This window comes from Paenibacillus nuruki, assembly GCF_001721045.1.
Taxonomy (GTDB): Bacteria; Bacillota; Bacilli; order Paenibacillales; family Paenibacillaceae; genus Saccharibacillus; species Saccharibacillus nuruki.
Window position 1 is genome coordinate 14902 of sequence record NZ_MDER01000047.1, and the last position, 23024, is coordinate 37925.

Annotated in this window: 21 protein-coding genes; 16 read left to right on the forward strand and 5 right to left on the reverse strand. The window is 39.3% G+C overall.

Annotated features, from left to right (window positions below):
- Positions 1 to 166: 166 nt before the first annotated feature.
- Together PTI45_RS14310 and PTI45_RS14315 are read left to right on the forward strand one after the other, a co-directional pair.
- Positions 167 to 1132 (forward strand): glycoside hydrolase family 12 protein, encoded by a 966-nt coding sequence (locus PTI45_RS14310; protein WP_069328286.1) that lies wholly within the window; start codon positions 167 to 169, stop codon positions 1130 to 1132.
- Positions 1133 to 1607: 475 nt separating this feature from the next.
- Positions 1608 to 3749, forward strand: a complete 2142-nt coding sequence (locus PTI45_RS14315; protein WP_069328317.1) for a glycoside hydrolase family 6 protein — start codon at positions 1608 to 1610, stop codon at positions 3747 to 3749.
- 110 nt (positions 3750 to 3859) lie between these two features.
- On the opposite strand, the gene PTI45_RS14320 is transcribed toward PTI45_RS14315, so the two are convergent.
- Positions 3860 to 5527, reverse strand: coding sequence for a putative bifunctional diguanylate cyclase/phosphodiesterase (locus PTI45_RS14320; RefSeq protein WP_069328287.1), 1668 nt, complete (start codon positions 5525 to 5527; stop codon positions 3860 to 3862).
- Positions 5528 to 5733: 206 nt separating this feature from the next.
- Between PTI45_RS14320 and PTI45_RS14325 the strand changes: the two genes are divergently transcribed.
- Entirely contained in the window at positions 5734 to 6498 is a 765-nt protein-coding gene (locus PTI45_RS14325; protein WP_069328288.1) for an SDR family NAD(P)-dependent oxidoreductase, read from the forward strand.
- 98 nt (positions 6499 to 6596) lie between these two features.
- Here PTI45_RS14325 and PTI45_RS14330 read toward each other — a convergent pair whose 3' ends face one another.
- Positions 6597 to 7931 (reverse strand): MATE family efflux transporter, encoded by a 1335-nt coding sequence (locus tag PTI45_RS14330; RefSeq protein ID WP_069328289.1) that lies wholly within the window; start codon positions 7929 to 7931, stop codon positions 6597 to 6599.
- Positions 7932 to 8131: 200 nt separating this feature from the next.
- Here PTI45_RS14330 and PTI45_RS14335 point away from each other — a divergent pair, with 200 nt between their 5' ends.
- The 8 genes from PTI45_RS14335 to bshB2 all read left to right on the forward strand — a co-directional run bounded on the left by PTI45_RS14335 (position 8132) and on the right by bshB2 (position 15444).
- Entirely contained in the window at positions 8132 to 10120 is a 1989-nt protein-coding gene (locus tag PTI45_RS14335) for a glycoside hydrolase family 127 protein (RefSeq protein WP_069328290.1), read from the forward strand.
- 174 nt (positions 10121 to 10294) lie between these two features.
- Positions 10295 to 10546, forward strand: coding sequence for a YolD-like family protein (locus PTI45_RS14340; RefSeq protein ID WP_069328291.1), 252 nt, complete (start codon positions 10295 to 10297; stop codon positions 10544 to 10546).
- An 89-nt stretch (positions 10547 to 10635) separates the two neighbouring features.
- Positions 10636 to 11067, forward strand: coding sequence for a MarR family winged helix-turn-helix transcriptional regulator (locus PTI45_RS14345; RefSeq protein WP_069328292.1), 432 nt, complete (start codon positions 10636 to 10638; stop codon positions 11065 to 11067).
- 99 nt (positions 11068 to 11166) lie between these two features.
- A complete protein-coding gene (locus tag PTI45_RS14350; RefSeq protein WP_069328293.1) occupies positions 11167 to 12258 on the forward strand; it encodes a YhgE/Pip domain-containing protein in 1092 nt (363 codons plus the stop codon).
- Between the two features lie 68 nt (positions 12259 to 12326).
- The gene (locus PTI45_RS14355; RefSeq protein WP_069328294.1) at positions 12327 to 12755 is read left to right on the forward strand and encodes a universal stress protein; all 429 of its coding nucleotides are present in this window, start codon (positions 12327 to 12329) and stop codon (positions 12753 to 12755) included.
- Positions 12756 to 12992: 237 nt separating this feature from the next.
- Positions 12993 to 14159, forward strand: a complete 1167-nt coding sequence (locus tag PTI45_RS14360) for a rhamnogalacturonan acetylesterase (RefSeq protein ID WP_083243548.1) — start codon at positions 12993 to 12995, stop codon at positions 14157 to 14159.
- Between the two features lie 248 nt (positions 14160 to 14407).
- Positions 14408 to 14752, forward strand: a complete 345-nt coding sequence (locus tag PTI45_RS14365; protein ID WP_069328295.1) for a YojF family protein — start codon at positions 14408 to 14410, stop codon at positions 14750 to 14752.
- Positions 14752 to 15444: a bacillithiol biosynthesis deacetylase BshB2 gene (gene bshB2, locus PTI45_RS14370; RefSeq protein WP_069328296.1), complete on the forward strand. Its 693-nt coding sequence runs from the start codon at positions 14752 to 14754 to the stop codon at positions 15442 to 15444. The genes PTI45_RS14365 and bshB2 overlap by 1 nt, the downstream gene beginning before the upstream one ends.
- Before the next feature lie 71 nt (positions 15445 to 15515).
- Here bshB2 and PTI45_RS14375 read toward each other — a convergent pair whose 3' ends face one another.
- From PTI45_RS14375 to PTI45_RS14385, 3 genes are read right to left on the reverse strand one after another with little or no spacing between them, the layout of a single operon-like run.
- Positions 15516 to 16427, reverse strand: a complete 912-nt coding sequence (locus PTI45_RS14375) for a glycine betaine ABC transporter substrate-binding protein (RefSeq protein ID WP_245703488.1) — start codon at positions 16425 to 16427, stop codon at positions 15516 to 15518.
- 26 nt (positions 16428 to 16453) lie between these two features.
- Positions 16454 to 17107 carry an ABC transporter permease gene (locus tag PTI45_RS14380; RefSeq protein WP_069328298.1) on the reverse strand — a complete coding sequence of 218 codons (654 nt, stop codon included), beginning with the start codon at positions 17105 to 17107 and terminating at the stop codon, positions 16454 to 16456.
- Positions 17107 to 18231 carry an ABC transporter ATP-binding protein gene (locus PTI45_RS14385; RefSeq protein WP_069328299.1) on the reverse strand — a complete coding sequence of 375 codons (1125 nt, stop codon included), beginning with the start codon at positions 18229 to 18231 and terminating at the stop codon, positions 17107 to 17109. Before PTI45_RS14385 ends, PTI45_RS14380 begins: the two co-directional genes overlap by 1 nt.
- 280 nt (positions 18232 to 18511) lie before the next feature.
- On the opposite strand from PTI45_RS14385, the gene PTI45_RS14390 reads away from it, so the two are divergent.
- From PTI45_RS14390 to PTI45_RS14410, 5 genes are all read left to right on the forward strand, one after another.
- Positions 18512 to 18823 carry an L-rhamnose mutarotase gene (locus PTI45_RS14390; protein WP_069328300.1) on the forward strand — a complete coding sequence of 104 codons (312 nt, stop codon included), beginning with the start codon at positions 18512 to 18514 and terminating at the stop codon, positions 18821 to 18823.
- Between the two features lie 83 nt (positions 18824 to 18906).
- Entirely contained in the window at positions 18907 to 19800 is an 894-nt protein-coding gene (locus tag PTI45_RS14395) for a fumarylacetoacetate hydrolase family protein (protein WP_069328301.1), read from the forward strand.
- 39 nt (positions 19801 to 19839) lie between these two features.
- A complete protein-coding gene (locus PTI45_RS14400; protein ID WP_083243549.1) occupies positions 19840 to 20637 on the forward strand; it encodes a helix-turn-helix transcriptional regulator in 798 nt (265 codons plus the stop codon).
- A gap of 153 nt (positions 20638 to 20790) precedes the next feature.
- Complete coding sequence (locus PTI45_RS14405) at positions 20791 to 21843, forward strand: aldo/keto reductase (protein ID WP_069328303.1); 1053 nt, start codon at positions 20791 to 20793, stop codon at positions 21841 to 21843.
- A 155-nt stretch (positions 21844 to 21998) separates the two neighbouring features.
- Positions 21999 to 23012, forward strand: a complete 1014-nt coding sequence (locus tag PTI45_RS14410) for an AI-2E family transporter (RefSeq protein WP_069328304.1) — start codon at positions 21999 to 22001, stop codon at positions 23010 to 23012.
- Positions 23013 to 23024: the final 12 nt, after the last annotated feature.

A 23024-nucleotide genomic window follows, 5' to 3' on the forward strand; every position in this document is an offset into this window, starting at 1 on the left:
CGATCTCTTCATTTGAAATAGAGAGAACAAGAATGATACATATTCTTCTGTGGTCTATACTGTGCTTTTTTTGTGCACAGTTAAAAATAGATCGTTCTTTCTTGATCTATATCGATAGCATTTTTTCCTGATACTCACTAACTATAATTCTACTGGAGGTAACATCATGAAAAAATCAACGACATTCAAAAAACCTATTTTTGCATTAGCTACGTTTGCAATCAGTGCTTCTTTACTTCTACCCGGTGCAGCTTCAGCAGCAGCTGAGACTTCAAATAATGTAAATGGCAGTTATAGTCTGGGTACGAATGGTTATCTAGCGAATACAGGTTGGTCGGGCATGAATAATTCAAATAGTACGATGACTGGTGAAAATCAAGATTCTGCGCAGTCGATCTTCTATGATACCAATTCATCTTTCGGTTATAACTGGGCATATGCAGCAGACATGACAGGTACACAATCTTCTCCAGCAATCTCTTACGGTTGGAACTGGACACCAGGTTATGAGAATGCAGGTAACTTCCCTGTCCAAATCTATAAAGACAACGAGAACAGACGCAGTAATAGTAGTAGCTCTAGCTCTCGTCAAAGCCAAATGAAAGATATCAATACTTCAGTGAGCTATTCGACTGAAGAAGCAACAGGTGATTATAGCACAGGATATACGGTATTTATCCATAATACGCAGTGGGCAGGAGCAGAGTCTCAACCTTCTGATATTGTAAAATTAGTCACTTCTACTTCACAGAATGCTTCAACTGTAGTCGAGAATAAAAATGATTCTACTTCAACAACAAACCAAGATATGAAAACGACCACAGCAACATGGGGTGAATCTCTAGGCACAGTGAGTCTAGATGGCGCTAATTGGGATGTGTATCGTAAAGGTATGAATAGTGATATGGAAGGTCAATCGAACTTCAATAGTATGAATGGAAATGTATATACTTTTGTAAGAACAGAGAATGCAGATAGCGTAAACTTGAACATCTCTACCTTTATCAAAAACTTGTTAGATCGTAACGAATTGAACTCCTTTGATTATGTAAGTGGCGTGAAATTCGGTACAGATGTGATGAGTGGTAGCGGTAAATTGAATGTGACAAACTGGTCGATTACAGCTCAATAAGATCATTTTAGAATTAAAATAGTACTGAAATTCATATCATTTCTGAATAAAATCAAAGTGTTTCTTTTGCCTACGGGTGAGAGAAGCACTTTTTTTGCATTTTGACAGTGAAAAAATTACATGGAATTATATGGTAATTAGGAAATGGTAAAGGTGGCTTACTTAAACGGTCTATAAATGAATTCCGCATAAACTAACATATGTGTCATTGTGATATATAAAAAAACAGATGAAAACGTTAACATTTTTAAATATTATAAACAAATTAAATCCATAATTACCAATTTACACCAGTAAAAACTTTCAGTATAATCAGCCCTGAGGAGGTGATTCAGAAGGGGAACAAGCAAACGTAAGCCAAAAAGATAACGCTTACTTTTCGAATGGATACACATGATCCACCCAAATTACTTAAGAAAGAAAGGTGAATTTTTTGAAATCCAAAAAAAGTATCTGGCAAACATTGAAGTACACGATGGCCGTTTCACTATTAACTGGAAGTCTTTTGCCTGTACTTTCTACTCCAGCAGCTTATGCTGAAGCCCATGTCGATAATCCGTTTGTTGGCGCGACTGCGTATGTGAATCCTGATTATGCCAAAGAAGTTAATGCCTCAATTGCGAAAGTAAGTGATGCTTCACTCAAAGCAAAAATGGAAACCATAAAGTCCTATCCTACATCCGTCTGGTTAGATCGGATTGACGCGATAGGCGGTGGTGCGAACAATGCAGGTCGTCTTAGCTTGGAAGCTCATTTGGATGCAGCGTTAGCCCAGAAAAAAGGAAATACCCCGATTACAGCAAGCTTTGTAATTTATGATCTTCCTGGACGGGATTGTCATGCTTTAGCTTCTAATGGCGAACTACCTTTAACACCGGCAGGGTTAGAACGATACAAAACAGAATATATTGATGTGATTGCCGATATTTTCGCTAATCCTAAATATCAAGATATTCGTATTGTAAACGTAATCGAACCGGATAGCTTACCCAATCTGGTGACGAACTTGAGTGATGCACGTTGTGCTCAAGCTAGTTCAACTGGAATCTATGAAGCGGGCGTAAAATACGCTTTAAACAAACTTCATGCAATCCCAAATGTATACAATTACCTTGATATCGGTCACTCCGGTTGGTTGGGATGGGATAACAACCGTACAGCAACGGTCTCTTTGTATACCAAAGTGGTGCAATCTACAACAGCAGGTCTTGCGAGTGTAGATGGATTTGTAACTAACACAGCGAATACAACACCGCTGAATGAACCTAATCTTCCTAATCCTGATCTAAATGTCGGTGGACAACCGATCAAATCTTCCAAATTCTACGAATGGAATCCTTACTTTGACGAAACTGATTTTACAGGCGCATTGTATAAGGATTTTGTCAGTGCAGGCTGGCCAAGTGGGATTGGATTCTTGATTGATACAGGCCGTAACGGATGGGGTGGACCTAACCGTCCAGTTGCCGCTATCGGAAATGATATCAATACCTATGTGAACTCTGGACGTGTAGACCGTCGCGATCACCGTGGTAACTGGTGTAATGCTAGTGGAGCAGGTATCGGCGTAGCTCCAACATCAGCTCCAGGTGCTCACTTGGATGCGTATGTATGGGTTAAACCTCCAGGTGAATCCGATGGTTCTAGCTCACTGATTCCGAACAATGAAGGCAAAGGCTTTGACCGTATGTGTGATCCTACATTTACAACAGCCGATGGCGTATTAACCGGTGCATTGCCTAACGCTCCTATCTCTGGTGCTTGGTTCCATGATCAATTCGTGATGTTAATCAACAATTCTTATCCAGCTGTAGGCGGTTCTACAACACCTACAACTCCAGTTCCAGTAACGGTTCCTACTGCACCAACAGGTCTTAAAGCAACTGCTGAAGATGGTCAAGTCAAATTGAACTGGTCATCGGCAACAGGAGCTACTAGCTATACGGTGAAAAGAGGAACGAGTGCCACAGGAGCTTTAACTACTGTTGGTGCTAATATTACAACCACATTGTACACAGACAAAGCGGTTACAAATGGAACAACGTATTATTATGCTATTACTGCAAATAACACAGCAGGTTCAAGTGTAAATTCGTCTGTGGTGAGTGCTAAGCCACAAGCGACTACAACTACACCGCCAACACCAACAGACCCACCGACACCAACAGATCCAACACCTACACCAGCAGGTGATCTTGTGGTTCAGTATCGTGCGGGAGATACCAATGTTAATGATAGCCAGATCAAACCTTATTTTAATATCAAAAACAATGGTATAGCGGCTGTCAATCTTAGCGATCTCAAATTGCGTTATTATTTCTCTAAAGAAGGATCAGCAGATATGACTGCTTGGGTCGATTGGGCGCAAGTAGGTCAAAGCAACGTAACAACTACCTTTACACCTAATTACGTAGAAGTAGGCTTTACTGCTGGCGCTGGAGCACTTCAACCTAGTGCACAGACAGGCGATATTCAACTACGTATGGCCAAAAATGATTGGTCTCCACTAGATGAAAGCAACGATTATTCTTTTGACGCAACCAAGACTTCATATGCAGATTGGAACAAAGTAACATTGTACAAAGGCAATACATTAACATGGGGTGTAGCGCAATAATAAATAAGCATGATGCGTATATGACCATCTGTTAACTATGCCCAATAGCAAAAGACCTTGTCCTTTTAGGGATAAGGTCTTTTGTATAATTATCATAAGCATGACAAGAATTATAAGTAATCGTTTGAAAACGAAGAAAGAAAATGGGGAAGATCCGGTAAGCTTGCAAGTGGCATCGGATAACTGATCCAATATCCTTGAAAGTCGTTACATCCCAATTCGATCAACTGCCGCCATTGTTCTTCTTCTTCAATGCCTTCAGCAACCACATGCAGCTCTAGCGCTTCTGCCATCGCAAGTAGAGCTTTAAGCACAGGAGGGTTCATTTGCGCCACAAAAGAACGATCTATTTTGATATTGTCGATGGGAAGACGAGTAAGTGTACTGAGTGAAGAATACCCTGTCCCAAAATCATCAATAGAGATCGTATATCCTTGTTCACGTAATTTGAGTAGTGAAGAGCGTTCACTAACCGTATCGATCATAGCTACACTTTCCGTAATTTCGAGATCAATATAATGTGGATTAACGTTTTCTTCTTTGAGAATCTGATTAATTCGATCAATAAAATCAGGTTCACTTAATTGGATTCTAGAAATATTAATAGCAATCTTCGTCTGTTGTCCATATTTGGCTTGAATAATAGTCAGATCGCAGCAAGCCTGACGAATCACCCATTCCCCTATCGGAATAATCAGACCTGTTTGTTCAGCGACAGGGATAAAGTCAGCTGGAGAAACCATATATTTATGATCTTTTTTCCATCGTAATAAAGCTTCGACCGCAACGACCTGCTTTTGCTTATTGCCATAGATCGGCTGATACAATAATTGCAGTTCTTCTTTTTCCAGACAACTGTTCAGTGCCAGTTCGTAATTAAAACGTACCACTTGCTCGTACTGCGTACTTTCACAGAACAAATGATGTTTGTTACGTCCGCTTGTTTTGGCATGGTATAGGGCAATATCAGCACGTCTCAAAGCAATCGAGATATTGATATCTTCCGAGAAGAAAGCGATCCCTACACTGACGTTAATCTTAATTTGATGATTGTTGAATAAAAAAGGTTCATTCATAAGAGAGATAATAATCTTCGCCATCTGTTCGGGATGTTCTTGTTCTCGATTAGATACCAGTATAAATTCATCCCCGCTCAAACGAATACTGATATAGTCGGAACTGAAATTGCGTTTAAGACGACCAGCAACTTCAACTAATAAAGTATCTCCACTTTCCATACCCAGAGTATCATTTACATACTTAAGATTATCAATATCAAACATAAATAAATAAGCAGGTTGAGTCACAAACTCATACAGAAAGCGCCGATTCAATAATTGAGTCAATTCATCATGATAGGCGTAATACTGCATTTTCTCTTGATAATGATGACGTTCATCATAACTACGAGTCATGCAGACGAGATGAGTGATATTTTGATGTTCATCAAAGATAGGAGAAATGATACTATCTCCGCTTAATGTTCCGGTAGGCAAAAGATGCCCTTCATCAAAACGTACACTTTGTGCTTGAATAAGTACTTTGGAATATTTGTTATGCAAATATTGAGCCATTTCATATTGATTCCGTTCACTGTATAGCTCAAAAAAGTTTTTACCCATATATTCGCTAGTTATTCCACTAGACAATTCTGCCTTCCGATTGACATAACAATATACGAATTGTCGATTCTCGACAGCCATAATATACACTAGATCTTCCATAGCATCAAAAGCTAACTTAAGAAGCGGATGAATCAGTGAATCTTCGTTATTCATTTAGGTCCACTCCTTTACCATACAAATCATAATCTTAAAATTATTTTTAATATATAATAGGTTTCATCGGTATGTATAGAGCATATATGAAGAAAAAATGAACTTCTTTTTTTAAATGAATTGTTCAAAATTTGATTGTGCTATTCTTTTTAAGGGTATATGACTATAGATATGTGTATTTTATCCATATAAAAGGAGTGTTATAGATGGCACAGAAATTACAAGGAACGGTAGCCCTCGTTACAGGCGCAAGTAGTGGAATAGGGGAAGCAACCGCTAAGACTCTGGCTGCACAAGGCGCAACCGTAGTGGTCGTAGCACGTCGTAAAGACCGTCTCGATCAATTAGCTGCTGATATTACTTCTCAAGGTGGAGCAGCATTCGTGATTGAAGCAGATATTACCGATCAAGCACAAGCACAACAAGCGATTGAACAAACGATTCAAAAATATAATCGTTTGGATATTGTCATCAACAATGCTGGTGTGATGTTATTAGGTCCAGCAGAAAATGCACCGACAGAAGAATGGGATCGTATGGTGTCGATCAATGTGAATGGACTATTGCATATTTCTCATGCTGCATTGCCACATTTACTGAAAGCCGCAGAACAGTCAGAGCGCAAAGTAGCCGATCTGATCAATATTAGTTCGGTAGCAGGTCGTCGTGCAGGCGCAGGTTCTGCTGTCTACAATATGACCAAATTTGGAGTTGTTGCTTTTAGTGAAGCTCTTCGTCAAGAAGTGACAGGTCGTGGGGTACGTGTAGGCTTAATAGAGCCAGGCGTTGTACAGACCGAATTATCTTCACATGTCCGCTCTGAAGTTATGGAAGAGATGGGTAAGCTATTTGGTGATATTACACCGCTAGAATCTCAAGATATTGCAGATGCTATCGAATATGTAGTGACACGTCCTAAGCATGTGGCTATCAATGAAGTATTGATTCGCCCAACCGATCAAGAATTTTAAGATGATATAATAAAAGACAAACGTATATAGATACCAAAAAAGAGTCACACTTATCATAAGTGTGGCTCTTTTAGTTATCTTACTTATGCAGAGGACTTTTATGATTTGGTAGGAACAGCTTCTAACAAGCGAGGAAGACGTATTAACAAAAATACACTTCGCGCTAAACCAAAGACGATAAAAGCTAACCATAATCCATGGTTGCCATACAGAGGAACAGCAATCCAGAGCACCGCTACAAATAATACAAAAGAGATTATCATAGAATTACGAATAGGAGCAGTGACAGATAACCCTGTAAATAATCCATAGAATACAAGACCTGCACCTGTCACTAGAGGAAACAGTAACAACCAGGGGCTATATTCATTAGCCAGTGCAATCGTAGATGCTGAATCTGTAAATAATCCCAATAATGGTTGATGGAACACCCAGTAGACGATCACGATCAATAGCGCTGGCAGAAATGAACTGTACCATGACCACCGAATCGTCTGCCGTAGTAACAATGGGTTACGCGATCCACCAGCTTGACCCGCATAAATACTACTCGCATTGGCAAATCCATCAAAAAAGTAAGCCATAATATAATGGACTTGTAACAAAATAGCATTCGCAGCCAACATCTCAGGACCGAATGAAGTACTGTTCGCTGTAAAGATATTGAACATTGCTAACAGACAGATCGTACGAATAAATAGATCGCTATTCACACTGATCATACGGCGTAAAGCTTCACGATTAAATAGACCTGCTTGCGATATCGATCCCCATTTGAAATAAGGAGAACGACAGATCAGAAAGATCCCGAATACTAGCCCGATAATCTCTGCAATCAATGTAGCTGAAGCGACACCTGCAACTTGCCAGTGAAATACATGTACAAATACGATCGCCAAAATCATATTGAGTACATTAATCCCTATCTGGACAAATAAAGTCTGCCTCACATGCGCCATTCCGATGAGCCAACCCAGAATAACATAATTCAGCAGGGTTACCGGAGCACCCCAGATACGAATATGAAAATAAATAGAAGCTTGCTCACGAATATCTGCATCAGGTCTAATCCATGCCAGTACACCTTGCAAAATGGGGTACTGTAACACAATAAATAGGAAACCGATAAGCAGAGCAATGATGGTCGGACGAACCAACTCGGAGAAGCCACGCTCTAATTCTCCGGCGCCTTTGGCTTGTGCTGCAAATCCAGACGTACTTACTCTTAGAAATCCAAATAACCAGTACAATGTATTGAAGATAAGAGTACCAATTGCAACGCCACCTATGTAAATGCTACTTGATAAATGACCAACAACAGCAGTATCTACTGCACCAAGAAGGGGAGTAGTCACGGTAGAAATAATTAACGGAATACTTAAAGCAAGATAACTACGATAATTAGGTGGAGTAGAAGATTGTAATGTTTTCATACTTTTGTTATACCATAAATTAATCGAAATGAATACGATTAAACAATTTGTGAATAGATTGTTGAATTTATAGTTGGAAATCATTGTGTATCGTTAATGAATGTGATATTAATTAATAACAACCTAAACAACAATATTGAAAGCGTAATCATATTAGAAAGAAAGTGTACTTTACTACCACTATAAAGGAGAGAATCCCTATGCTCAAAAATGATAACGTGTTGACCACAGTTACACCGAAAGAAGTCCGTATTCAAGATGAATTTTGGACGAAATATAATAAACTGGTACGTGAAGTTGTGATTCCTTATCAATATGATGCTCTACATGACCGTATTGCTGATGCTGAACCCAGTTATGCTATTCAGAATTTTGAGATTGCTGCGGGTCGCAAAGAAGGGGAATTTAATGGATTTGTTTTTCAAGATACCGATGTAGCGAAATGGATCGAAGCCGTAGGGTATTCATTAATGACACATCCTGATTCTGCATTAGAACAAATGACCGATCAAGTGATTGATCTTGTTGCTGAAGCGCAAGGCGAGGATGGATATCTAAATACATATTTTACAATCAAAGAACCGGATAAACGTTGGACTAATCTAGCGGATTGTCATGAACTGTATACAGCAGGGCATATGATTGAAGCTGGAGTAGCTTATTACCAAGCAACAGGTAAACGCAAACTGCTTGATGTGGTCTGCCGTCTAGCGGATTATATTGATACCGTATTTGGCACCAAAGAAGGTCAATTACGTGGCTATGATGGTCATCAAGAGATTGAGCTAGCACTTGTAAAATTATACCGTTTAACCGGAGAACAACGTTACTTGCAACTGAGCCAATTTTTTATTGATGAACGTGGACAACAACCTAACTTTCTAGAGCAAGAATGGGAACAACGGGATCGCATCAACTTTTTTGTAGGTAAAACAAATGAAATTAATCTGAAATACAGTCAGGCTCATGTGCCAGTACGTGAACAAAAAGAAGCAGTAGGGCATGCTGTTCGTGCAGTCTATATGTATACAGCGATGGCTGATCTGGCTGGTTTAACCGACGATAAAAGTCTATATGAAGCTTGCCAGACATTGTGGAACAACATGGTGCACAAGCAGATGTATATCACAGGCGGAATTGGTTCTACGCATCATGGTGAGGCTTTTACTATTGATTATGATCTTCCTAATGATACAGGGTATTCAGAGACTTGTGCAGCAGTAGGAATAGTCTTTTTTGCTCATCGAATGCTACAGATTGAAGCCAAAAGCGAATATGCCGATGTGTTAGAACGAGCTTTATACAATACAGTCATTGGCGGAATGGCGCAGGATGGTAAGCATTATTTCTATGTGAATCCATTAGAAGTCTGGCCGTCTGCTTGTCATCATAATCCAGGCAAGCATCATGTAAAGCCTGTACGTCAGAAATGGTTTGGCTGTTCCTGTTGCCCTCCTAATATTGCACGTCTGGTCAGTTCATTAGGGCAATACATCTATAGTACTGATCAAGATACGATATATACGCATCTGTATATCGGTGGAGAAGCACAATTAACACTTGGAGAACACCAAGTCGTTATTCAGCAAGAAAGTGGATACCCGTGGAATGGAGCGACTCGTTTTTCTTTTCAATTACAACAACCTCAATCGTTTACATTGGCTTTGCGTTTACCCAATTGGTGCAAACAAGCTACGCTTACGATCAACGGTGAAGCAATAACTTATGACTCCTTATTGCGTGATGGATATATTTATATTCAGCGAGAATGGTCAGCAAGTGATGTTATAGAATGGAATATGGAGATGCACGTACAAGTGATTCATAGTCATCCAAGACTACGGGCTACAGCGGGCAAGGTCGCTTTACAATATGGCCCATTAGTATACTGTCTGGAGCAAGCAGATAATGGAGAATTGATCTCAGCATTATCTATTCATCCTGAAAAGCTATTGACTGCCCGATTCGATCCACAGTTGCTAGGAGGAACGATCGTCATTGAAGGTACAGCTGTGCGAGAGCAAGAAGAGGGATGGGGCGATAATCTATATCAAGATAGTGCTCCGACACCTCAACAACAACCATTTACAGCGATTCCTTACTTCCTGTGGGCAAATCGTGGTGAAGGCGATATGGCGGTCTGGATTCGTAAAAGTGAAGCCTTTTCTACAACTTCATCAACCAAGTAGGACAAGAGATGCGATATTTAGATGTCGCATCTCTTTATTTTGCAGAAAATAGTATGAAAAAATGTCAATTTAACGAAAAAAGCGAACATTTGTGCTTATTTTTTAGCTTAAACTATTGAATCAATATGCAGTTAAATGTAAAATAGAATAGAGAAGTGTAAAGGGGGGTTAATTTTGGCTAAAGCAAAAGTAGCAAAGCGTCCAACACGGGATGAATTTGTACTAGAAGAGATCGGTAATCAACTTACTGAAGCCTATCAAGAAAAATCGGAAATTTTGCTGACTGTCTGGGGTACAGAAGAACCTGTACGCGGTCAGATTGTAAATATGGATCCACGTACAGGTCGAGTACATGTACAATATGAAGAAGAACTTCATAAAGTCAAATTTATGGATATTATGGGTGTAAATTACCCGAGAGATTAAATAAATTGTTTTGACAAAATAACGATATTCAGAATATACTAGCATAGCCGATTATCTGCTATGCTAGTATATTTTTTGGAGGATAACTTATGTCATTTAATCAAGAGCAAGACCCGCTAGGTTTGCTGTTATCCAGAACATATTTGGCTTATAAGAAAAAAGCTTCTCATCTTTTACAGGATTATAATATCACTCCAGAACAATTTGGAGTTCTGAACAACCTTGTGGTTCACGTAGGCATTTCTCAGAAAGCGTTAGCTGAATTATTTTCTAAAGATCAGACCAGTATTGGTAAAACGATTGATCGACTGGAAAATAAAAAGTTAATCACACGTACAGTAGATCCTGCTGATCGCCGAGCTGTATTATTGCATTTGACTGCGCAAGGACAAGCATTGATCGCAACCACACAGCCGATTATGAAAGAGGTTGATGATGAGATCAATAGCCTATTTCCACCGGAACAAGTAAAACAGTTTATTGCCACAATCAATCAATTGTTTGACCATTTATCCCGCTGATACTATCAGCTGGATATTTTTTGACGTAATACATGCATAACCATTTATATCCTATGCATGTAATTTTAAAAAGAAAAGTTGTATTTGGAGGAGAAAAGAATGACTGTATTCAAAACGTTTAAAGATTTTTTGGGCATTACCCAGACTAAGGTAGGGATCGTATTTTCTATTTTTGTACCTTTAGTCTTTTTATTATTCTGGATGACGGGTTATCACGGAGCTACAGAGCGAGTGGATCAACTGGTGGTAGGTATTGTCAATGAAGACGGAACAGCAGGTGATAATATTGCTCAAGCGATCGCTACAGGGGTTCCATACAAGACTCAATCTTATCCGTCGTTAAACGAAGCACAACAACATATGGATAATGGTGAACTGACCATGGTTATTTCTATTCCTGCTCATTTCACCGAAGATGTAGCGAGCAATGGCAGTACTCAGATGAATTATTATATCAATCAAGGGAACTCCGATATTGCGAAGTCCATCGTACAAAGTTCTGCTGCACAAATTTCCTCGACGATAGGCGAACATGCTTTTGCTGATGTTCATCAAGAAATCGTGACTACAAATGTGGTCAAAACACATGATATTTCTAATTTTGCCATTTCAATGTTGCCTATGATCTTAGGTTTTGTCACATATGTTGGTGTTATGACCATGAATATCCAATTAAATATTGCATCTATGATGTTAAAGCGTGATCATAGTAAGTGGCAGATCTTTTGGGGGAGACAGATATTACTGCTGGCAATCTCTATCGTAGCTTCATTACTGATTACGACAGTAGCCACGCTATTCGCAGATACAGCCGCTTCATTCTGGCAAATGTGGAGCTTTCATCTATTGGTCTACATTTCCTGTATTGCTGTTACACAAATGGCGTTCGCTTTATTCGGCAATGTGGCTCCATTATTCAACGTAGCGTTAATTCCGCTTCAGTTGATGACCGCAGGAAATATCATCCCTGCTGCTATGTTATCTCCTTTATATCGAAATGTAGGACACTTTTTACCAGCTCCAAATGCTATACAAGGCTATTTAAGGTTAATTTATAGTGGGGCTTCTGTATCCTCATTTGTGATTCATTTACTATGGATAGCGATTGTCACTTTTGGAATCACATGGATTCGTACAGCGCTGATCAAGCCAGCACCAAGCCCTATCAATCATCCGGCAAATAGTCACTAATCTCCAGTAGACTGAACAAGGTTGTTGTGTATGTATTATCTGTACTATTCCAAAAGGAGGCGTTAACGATGTCATTATCACACATTCTAGTTCCTTATGATGGCTCAGAACATTCTCAAAAAGCGTTAGAGAAAGCGATTGGTCTTGGAACAGAACTAAAAGCTCAGATTGAAGTATTGTATGTAGATTCAACGTCTACAGAGATTTTGCAACAACCGTTAGTGATTCCTACACATGAACTAGAATCTTATTTTGACCATGAAGAAGAGGATGTACGCCTTAATCTACGTCAATTGATCTCCACTATTCCTAATGCTCAAGCCACAGTGATTCAAGGCAGTGCGGGTAAAAGTATCGTTAAGTATGCAGACAGCATTGAAGCCGATCTGATTATTATGGGTAGTCGTGGGCTAGGTACTGTAAGTGAATTTGTAATGGGTAGTGTTAGTCATTATGTAACACAGCGCGCCAAATCTCCTGTTATGATTGTGAAATAAACGAATCAAATAAAGGATGTACAGACACCCAATATCTTTTCTCTCAGTTAGAGAAGGGTATTGGGTGTTTTTGTAGGCGTCTATATTCATGATCAATTAGTGGATCTATATTCTTATACAGACTATTTCTACATTTCTATAAATGATATTTTGATCCAGATAAAGGATAAAATATCGTACAAAGCGAATAGTTACAGAGTAAAATGAAAACGTTAACATTTTGAAGGAGGACAAATCATGAACAGCAAATTACTTAACAAATGGGGCAAAATCAGTTGTATGATGTTGATCGGAGGGTTATTAAGTACATCGTGGGGAACATCTTCTTCTGTAGACGCTTCTGCAACCGCTTACAAATTTGATTTTGGTAGTGGTGCAGTGACTTCTGGATATACAGGCGTACAAGCTTCGACCGCTTATAATGCTTCAACAGGCTATGGATTTAACACACCAGCCAATATCAAAAATGTATCTGCTTCAGGGACAGGTATAGCTAGTGATGCAGTACAATTTGTCACCTTTGGAACGAAAAGTAGTAATACTTTTAACGTTGATCTACCTAATGGATTGTATGAAGTGAAAGTGACACTCGGTAACACCACACGTTCTAGTGTAGCCGCAGAAGGGGTATATCAGTTGATTAATATGACGGGGAACAATGCGACTGATCAATTCCAGATTCCGATTACCGGTGGTCAGCTTAACTTATTAGTCACAGAAGGCAAAGCAGGGGCAGCCTTTACATTAAGTGCACTTGAAATTACACAAGTATCGACCAATCCGACCACTCATCCAACGATCTACGTAGGTGGCGACTCCACGGTAGCAAATTATTATCCTTTGACTAGCAGTGTACAAGGTGGATGGGGGCAGATGTTACCTCAATTTATTAACAAGAACGATTATCTCGTACGCAATATGGCATCCGGTGGACAAATTGCGCGTGGATTCCGTGATGATGGACAACTGGAAGCCATTTTGAAATACATTAAGCCGGGCGATTACTTTATTGTGCAACTGGGTATCAATGATACGAATGTCAAAAATAATACGACAGAAGCACAATTCAAAGATATTATGCGAGATATGGTGAATCAAGTGAAAGCCAAAGGTGCTACAGTTATTCTATCTACACCTCAAGGCAGAGCAACCGATTTTGATAGTGCAGGCGTCCATCATGCAGAAGGTCGCTGGTACCGCGGAGCAACGATAGCAGTGGCTCAAGAAACCAATGTTCCGTTGATCGATCTAAATGTACTCAGTTCTGCTTATTTCACTTCGATCGGGGCAAATGCTACATTAGCATTGTATATGAACGGTGATACATTACATCCTAATTATGCTGGCGCCACACAGCTTGCTCGTATTGTTGTTGAAAATATGAAAGCCCAAGGGTTATATTAATCGTTGAACGAGGAATGAAAGTGGTACTTCTGTATATCCAAAGCTTCTTCGCTTATATAGGGAGAAGCTTTTTTCATATACGATGACTTATTATGTTCATACATAACTAAAGAAACTATAGTATAATACCTTAAGTATTGCTATGCTCGACTGTGAAAGGTAGACTATATACGTTGAGCTTTTTCATTGTATGAATAACTTAATCCGATCTTCTGCTATAGAAGGTCAGACCTGATGGAGGATATATTATGTTACTTATCGAACCAACTTTGATTCAACAACGAATCGATGATCTACAAGATCAAGATTTGTATATTCATTTGGAAATGACCACTGGAGCCTATGCCGCTCATTTGGATAGTACCAAGCATCCAGCCGCTACTTTTATCAGTAATGCGACATTACGCTATATTCATGGTTCTATTTCTGGCGAAGGTCCATATCGTGTTGGACTTAAAACAGAAAAAGGTTGGGTTTATTCAGAAGGACTTACTCATTATGAAGAAACCGAACAAGAGCGTCTGATTCTAGCTGGTCATGATACGCAAGGTAAATTAGTAGTTGCTTTGCAACTCAGTAAGGAGCCTTTCTAATGGACAATAATAAAAAAACTACATTTTCTCTAATTCCTGCTGATTCTCGTATCCTTGTCGTATTGCCACATCCTGATGATGAAGCATTCAGTTTATCAGGTACACTAGCGAAGCATATTGCACAAGGAGGACAAGTGACTTATGCTTGCCTCACACTTGGCGAAATGGGACGTAATATGGGGATTCCACCATTTACTAACCGAATTGGTCTGCCTACGATTCGTAAAGGTGAGTTGGAAAAATCTGCAGAAGCGATAGGCATTCAAGATTTACGCATGCTCGGTTTCCATGATAAAACGATCGAGTTTGAAGTTAAAGAAGTATTAGATGGTACTATTTACGATCTAATCGTTGAACTCAAGCCATCCTTGATCGTTACTTTCTCTCCAGGATATAGCGTTCACCCTGATCATGATGCGACAGGAGCCGCTGTTGTACGTGCTGTAGAACGTCTGCCTCAAAGCGAACGTCCATTACTGCATACAATGGCATTTTCCAAAAACTGCTATGCTGAATTAGGTCAACCTGATATTGAGAATGATGTCAGCGACTTTTTAGAAAATAAAATGAAATCGATCCAAGCCCATCGCTCGCAATTTCAAGCGGTAGAAATGCTAGGTCAGAACAAATTAAAAGATAAAGAAATCAAAGAACGTTTTGGTAAAGAACGTTTCTGGACACATTCTGTTTAAGACGTATGTTGTTATAAAAAAAGCCGCCCTATTCCTTCACATCAGAAGGGTAGGGCGGCTTTTTATTGTGATTATTTAATTAATCCTTTAGAGATCAGGAACTCATGAGCAACATCATCTTCACGGTAACCTTGATCGACTTTGGCATTCATAATCTGCATTTCTTGTTCATTGATTTGACCTTGTAATGCATCCAAAGCTTTTTTGATCGCTGGATATTTTTTAAGTGTCTCTGAACGAACAGCTACGCCTGCATCATAAGGCGGGAAAAAGTGCTTGTCGTCTTTGAGTACAAATAGATTATTAAGCTTGATCTGACCATCAGTAGAATAGACACTCACCACATCAGTATCATGTTGTCCGATCAAACGGTACTTAATACCTTGATCCATACCTCTAACATCTTTGAAGATCATATTGTACTTCTTCTTCAATCCAGGATACGTATCTGCACGATCGGTAAATTCAAATTCTGACGCTAATTCAAGATTAGGCGATACTTTGGCTAGATCACTGAATGTTTTTAAGTTATACTTTTGTGCGGTTTCTTGGTTAACCGCTAGAGAATACGTATTACTGAATCCAAAAGGAGCAATAAATTGCAAATTATCTTTTTTCATCAATCGTTTAGCGCTTGCTAATGTTTCTTTAGAATTGGTAGTTTCTTGTTGATAATAGTTGGCAACAATCGTTCCTGTGTATTCAGGATACAATTGAATATTGTTATTTTGAAGAGCGGTCCAGGCAACACTTGATCCACCTAGATTGACTTTACGGTTGACTTTGATACCGGTACGATTTTCAATCATATCTGCCATTAGATAAGCTAATATAATGTTTTCGGTAAAGTTTTTGGAGCCAATGGTAATTTCACCGCCAGTTGTACCCTCTGTAGCGGATGAACTGCTACAAGCTGTTGTGAGCAGACTTGTGATCGTCACTATACATATCAATAACGTTATCCAGCGTTTATTTCGCTTCATCATCATTCCTCCTGCGTTCAGATTCCTTATTTCAATCCTCGTGGTGTTGTCCAACGTTCTACCAACCCAAGCAAGTAATCAAATACCAATGCAAGGATAGCTGCAGGAATAGCACCTAATAGAATAAGGGCATCAATATTACGAGTAATTCCAAGGAAGATAAAGTCACCTAAACCACCAGCGCCTATAAAAGCAGCTAACGTTGCTGTACCTACATTAATAACAGTTGCTGTCCGAATTCCCGCCATAATCACAGATAATGCGAGTGGAAGCTGAACACGGAACAATATTTGACGGCTGGTTAGACCCATACCTTTGGCGGCTTCAATAATAGCTGGATCGACATCTTTGATCCCTGTAAATGTATTACGAATCACAGGTAGCAGAGAATATAAGAACAATGCAGCTACGGCTGTAATCGTACCGATACCGAAGATCGGAATCATAAAGCCCAGTAGAGCCAGTCCCGGAATCGTCTGCAAAATACTAGCGACTCCAATAATGGGTGTGCGTAATCCTTTCACACGTGCGACTAGAATACCTGCCGGTACCCCGATAACAATAGCAATCAACATCGATATTAATACTAATTTGATATGAACCCCTGTTGCTCCAATCAGTTCTGGACCACGAAGGTTAAATTGACGGATAAATTGCTCCCACAAAGATATGTTTTCCATTATACTTCGCCTCCAGCCCAGTGATTAGCAAACATGGTCAGCAAAGTCCCACGAGTCACTATACCTACTAATTTTCCTTGTTCATCGACAACAGGTAGAATACCGTTTTTCGCTTCAACGACATTTAGCAAAGCATCTTGTGCGGTATCTGTTGGTTTTAACATATGTGTGACAGGCTTTATAATTTCGCCTATCGTAGCTACTGTATCGATATTAGCCAATACATCATAGGCAGATACAATCCCTAGCAATATACCTTGTGTATCGGTAATCAATAACGTATCTGTTTTGCGTTGGCGCATAAAGGTAATAGCTTTACCCGGGCTACGATCTGGAAGAGAAGTGGAAGGATCTTTACGCATCAGATCGGTAACCGGAATATACTCAGGATTTTGATACAATCTATTTTTACCTATAAATTCTTCTACAAAACCATGAGAAGGTTCGCGTAGTAACATATCAGGCGTATCCAGTTGCAATAACTCGCCATCTTTCATAACTGCGATTCGATCGCCTAATTTCAAAGCTTCATCCATATCATGCGTAACGAAAACGATCGTTTTTTTCAAATCACGTTGTAGACGTAATAACTCATCTTGCAATTGCTCACGTGTGATAGGATCAAGTGCTCCAAAAGGCTCGTCCATCAGTACAATATCAGGGTCAGCGGCTAGAGCACGGGCTACACCGACACGTTGTTGCTGTCCACCTGATAATTCTTTAGGATAACGCTTGGCAAATAGTTCAGGATCAAGACCTACCAAGTTGAGCATTTCAATCACTCTATCTTTTTTCTTCTTTTCATCCCAGCCTTTAAGTTCAGGCATTAGAGCAATATTTTGTTCAATCGTGTAATGAGGAAACAGTCCTGCTTGCTGAATCACATAGCCCATCGTACGGCGTAATTTCACAGGATCTTGCTTTTTGATATCTTTGCCATCTACAGATAAAGTACCTCCTGTATGAGAGACTAGGCGGTTAATCATTTTCATCGTAGTTGTTTTACCACATCCGCTGGGGCCAATAAACACCAAAAATTCTCCATCTTTTATTTCAAAATTAAGTGACTTGACGGCTTGAAAACCATCGGGGTACGTTTTGCTTACATTTTCGAATTTAATCATAACTTGTACTCCTTTATCTATTTTATTTTGGTATGTACAACCATTGACATTTCAATAATGATTCTAAAAAAGAGTTAGGTTCATCATGCGTATAACAATTGATTGAGCTCCATGTATTTAGACCTAATTTATACATTTGAAACAATATACAAAGTCATAATTTTATGAAAACGGTCGAAAAATGTCTAAAAAAAGATGAAGAAGTCTTTTGATTATTTGAGGTATAACGCTTACAATTTAAAGTGAATCTATCGAACAAATAAAAGGAAGGATGTTGAAGATGGAACGCGTTTCTTTTGTTTTACATATTGATCCAAAAGATCAAAAAGAGTATATTGAACGCCATCAAGCGGTTTATCCAGAATTGTTGCAAGCATTTGGAGAAGTAGGGATTCATACGTATAGTATTTTTTTGCATGAAGGCACTCTATTTGCTTATATGGAAGTAGATCACTATCAATCAGCGATGGATCAACTAGCTGTGCATCCTGCTAATCAGCGCTGGCAGACTTTTATGTCAGATATGTTGATTGCTAATCCGCAAGGAACCACATCTGAAGTCATTCCTGAAGTGTTTCATTACCATAATTAATCTTATTTCTAGCGATATCCTATTAGAGAATAGTTGAAAGAACACCTTCAGCCTGTCATGATTAGTGTTGGAGGTGTTCTGATATGAAATATGTTCATTTTAGTTATCAACAACAGCAACACATAGGTATCGCATTAGATGATGTGATTGTACCTATATCTGCTTTACAACCTTTTGTCGATTCCTCGTTAACCCTTCCTGTACACATGGACGATCTCTGGTCTCAACATGGCTTACATACACAGCTTCAACACATCTTAGAACAACACACCACTGAACTTTTAGCTCAAGCGATTGCTGAACAAGATATCGAATGGTTGCCTGTAATACCAAGCCCCGGTAAGCTGATCTGTATTGGTCTTAATTATCGCCGTCATGCAGAAGAAACAAAGGCACCGATTCCGCAAACACCTGTTGTTTTTAGCAAATTCTCTGATGTGGTAGCAGGTCATCTACAATCTGTAACGCTCCCACAAGCCAGCACACAAGTCGATTACGAAGCAGAGCTATGTATAGTAATCGGTCAGCAAGCGAGTCAGGTAAGTACAGAAGAGGCTTTAGATTATGTATTTGGTTATTGCGCCGCTAATGATGTCTCTGCACGTGATCTACAGATGCTGACCAGTCAATGGTTATTGGGCAAAACATGTCCCAATTTTGCACCGATTGGTCCTTATCTGGTTACAGCTGATGAAGTTGGCGATCCTAACCAACTCCAGATCAGCGCCTATCTAAATGGAGAACAAGTCCAACATTCCAATACATCTGATATGATCTTCGATTGTCGTTATATTATTCATTATCTTTCTCAGCATATGACGCTTAATCCGGGTGATATTATTTTGACGGGTACACCTGAAGGCGTGATTTTGGGCAAACCAAAAGAAGAACGAGTCTGGTTAAAGTCTGGTGACGAAGTTACAATTGAAATTGAAAAGCTAGGCAGATTAACGAATACATTTGTATCGGCTAAATAGAATCAAACGATATTTTGGAAGGCACAGGAGGGGATCGCTATGATCCAAGAAAATACCAAACTGAGAACGCTAGGAACGTTTCTCAAATCCCGTCGGAATCAATTACAACCAGAACAAGCAGGGTTCAGTCATTCTTACGGTCAACGTAGAACACCGGGATTGCGACGGGAAGAAGTGGCTGTACTTGCTGGTGTAAGTGCTACCTATTATACGTGGTTAGAACAGGGAAGAGATGTGACTGCTTCACGCGATGTGATTGAAAATATAGCCAGAGCGCTACAATTGAATCCTGATGAAAGAGTACATTTGCTTCAGCTCTGGAATCCGAATGAGCCTGAGACGATTGCAAATGTCTCTACGATAAGCCCGCATTGGCAACATATTCTGAATCAACTTCATTCCCCATCTATTATTACCAATCATATGTCAGAGTTTATTTTTTGGAATCCAGCAGCCAATGAATTATTTTCCAATCTAGACGCAATGTTACCTGAAGAACGGTTTTTTATGAGGTTAGTCTTTCTAAACGAAGAATTTCGGAGTCGGATCGTGAACTTGGAAGAGTATACGATTAGTTGTGTCGCTGTCTATCGTAGCTATTACAATCGCCATCCTGAAAATCTTTTTTTTAGAGAATTTGTACAACGTTTATGTATGGATAGCCCTGAATTTGAAGCGATATGGAATTTACATCATGTTCAACTTCAAAAAGCATGTCTTTTACACATTCATATGCCTAGTGCCCAACAGATAGTTACTTTTGACTCTAATTCGATGGCAACACTCGACAACAGTCCCAATTATCATATGTGTATCTATTCACCAGTCTCCTCATAATGAATATTATGTTCCTAAACTAACAGGTAGCTCACATGCTGCCTGTTAGTTTTTTTACTAGCATAACTGTACTGTGGTTGAACCTATACATATGGAATAGGATATAGAAAGTAACCACACTATATTGTATAGATTGAACAGGAGGAACGATAGATGCACTATAATCAATTAGGTCCAAGCGGGCTATTTGTATCTGAATTATGCTTTGGCACAATGACGTTCGGAGGCGGAGAAAATTTTGATATCGTTGGTAAAGTACAGCAAGAAGAAGCAGATACTTTACTAGCACGTGCGTTGGAAGCAGGAATTAACTTTATTGATACCGCAGATATTTACTCTGAAGGCAATTCAGAAAGAATTACTGGACAAGCGCTACGCAACTTAGGCATCAAACGAGAAGAAGTGGTTGTCGCTACGAAAGTGTTCGGTGTCATGGGATCTTCTCCTAATCAGAAAGGTTCTTCTCGCAATCATATTATGGATGGTGTCCAAAATAGTCTGGAACGTTTACAAATGGATCATATTGATCTGTATCAACTTCATGGATTCGATCCTGCTACTTCGATAGAAGAATCACTACAAGCTTTAACTGACCTTGTACGCCAAGGATTAGTTCGCTATATTGGTGTATCCAACTGGGCAGCATGGCAAATCGCTCAAGCGATCGGCATTTCGAATCAGCATCGACTTGAAAAATTTGTTTCTACACAAGCGTATTATACACTTGCAGGTCGTGAGCTGGAACGTGAGATTATCCCGATGCTACATAGTCATAACGATATGGGATTGCTCGTATGGAGTCCACTTGCAGGAGGTTTATTAAGCGGTAAATTTACACGTGATCAGCAAAATTCTGAAGGCAGTCGACGCAATGATTTTGATTTCCCGCCTGTAGATAAAGTCCGTGCGTATGATATTATTGATAATTTGATCGAAATGGCTAATCAAAAAGAAGCCTCGGTAGCTCAACTTGCTCTAGCATGGCTGTTACATCAACGTGCAGTGACCAGCGTCATTATTGGCACGAAGAAGATGCATCAGTTAGAAGATAATCTAGGCGCCATCGATATTGTATTTTCTGAAGAAGAATTACAGACACTTGATAAGATCAGTCAGATTCCTAGTGAATATCCGGGCTGGATGATAGATATGTGGAGTCAGGCAAGAATAGAACAATTACAACAGGTGCGTCATACCCGTTCGTGATATACATTACACTGAAAAAAGGAATCCCAAGGTAATATACTTGTGGGTTCCTTTTTTTATGTGTATGATGTTTTGCCTTTTGTTGCTACGATGACAAGAAAGCAGAAAAACGTTATGATAACAGGAGCGGACATAAATAGAGATGAGGTCTATGAATGAAGGTAAGGGAATGGATTAACCACGATGGAATCCGGCGCATTATCGTGCTTGCGATTCTTGTTCTGGTGATTTTTGCTATGCAAAGTATGATGAATATTATTTTACTTACATTACTGCTGACGATTCTAATCGGTAGTATGTATGATGGGCTTATGAAGTTATTTCAAACGTTCATTCCTAATGTTTCACGCTTTTTTGTTTTACCTTTAGTGTATCTGATCTTGCTGGCTGTTATTGCCTGGGGCGTGTACCGAATGGTGCCTACAGTGATTATGCAGGTCACTCAGTTATACGAAATGATTATTGAAGCCTATCGGCATCCTCACGAAAGTGAATGGAACCCGTACATTATTAACTTTTTGAATACGTTAAATGTACAGCGTTTTATCGAACCTGGCTTTAATGTTATTTTAAAAATTAGCAAATTAGGTTCTCAGTTACTTATAGCATTATTGCTTAGCTTATTTTTCTTGTTGGATCGTGCGCACATTACACGTTTTACGTCTTCTTTTCAAGAAAGTAAGTTAGGTTGGTTTTTTAAAGAAGTCGGTTATTTCGGCAAAATGTTTTTAGATACGTTTGGTAAAGTCATTGAAGCTCAATTATTGATTTCATTGATCAACTGTATTATTACGATTATCGCGCTCTGGTTTATGGGCTTCCCGAATTTATTAGGTCTGGCTTTGATTATCTTTATGTTGGGGTTAATACCGGTTGCAGGTGTATTTATATCGCTTGTTCCGCTAGGATTGATTGCTTTCAGTATCGGTGGAGTGAAGTACATTGTCTATCTGCTGATTCTGGTTGTAGTGATTCATGCGATTGAAGCTTATTTCTTAAATCCCAAATTAATGTCCAGTAAAACCAATCTACCTGTTTTTTATACTTTTGTAGTTCTTATTTTTTCTGAACACTTTATCGGTCCATGGGGATTGATTATCGGTATTCCGTTATTTGTCTTTTTCCTTGATTTGATCGGGGTTACTCGTAAGAAAAAAGGCAGTGTCTAATGGATCTTTAGT